Annotated in this window: 1 protein-coding gene; it reads right to left on the bottom strand. The window is 67.8% G+C overall.

What is annotated here, in order from left to right:
- Window positions 1–537 (bottom strand): sulfate adenylyltransferase subunit CysD (cysD, locus tag GWC77_RS30450; protein ID WP_173262915.1); only part of this gene is annotated, 537 nt, incomplete at both ends.

Genomic DNA, 537 nt, shown 5'->3' with positions numbered 1-537 from the left:
ACGTGCAGCTGATGTCGCCCACCGTGCGAAAGCGCACCCGCGCCTTCTCGCTCGTCTCGCCTTCGCGCAGCGGCGTGAGCGGCGTCACCGGCACCAGCAGCCCGTTGCGCCGCACGATCTCGCGCTCGTGCGCGTAGTAGATCGACGGCAGCTCCAGCTGCTCGCGCCCGATGTACTGCCATATGTCCAGCTCCGTCCAGTTCGAGATTGGAAACACGCGCAGATGCTCGCCCGCGTGCAGCCGCGCATTGAACAGACTCCACAGCTCCGGGCGCTGCGCCTTCGGATCCCACTGGCCGAATTCGTCGCGAAACGAGAAGATGCGCTCCTTGGCACGCGCCTTCTCTTCATCGCGACGCGCTCCACCGATCATCGCCGTGTAGCCGTGCTGCGCGATCGTCTCGAGCAGCGTGACGGCCTGCGCGGCATTGCGCGAGTCCGTCTCGCGGCGCAGCCGCACCGTGCCGCGCTTGATCGAATCCTCCACATGCCCCACCACGAGTTCGGCGCCGAGCTCGGCCGCGCGCCGGTCGCGAA

This window comes from Paraburkholderia sp. NMBU_R16 (genome assembly GCF_013282575.1).
Lineage (GTDB): Bacteria > Pseudomonadota > Gammaproteobacteria > Burkholderiales > Burkholderiaceae > Trinickia.
This window is presented reverse-complemented; position numbering and strand designations above follow the sequence as displayed.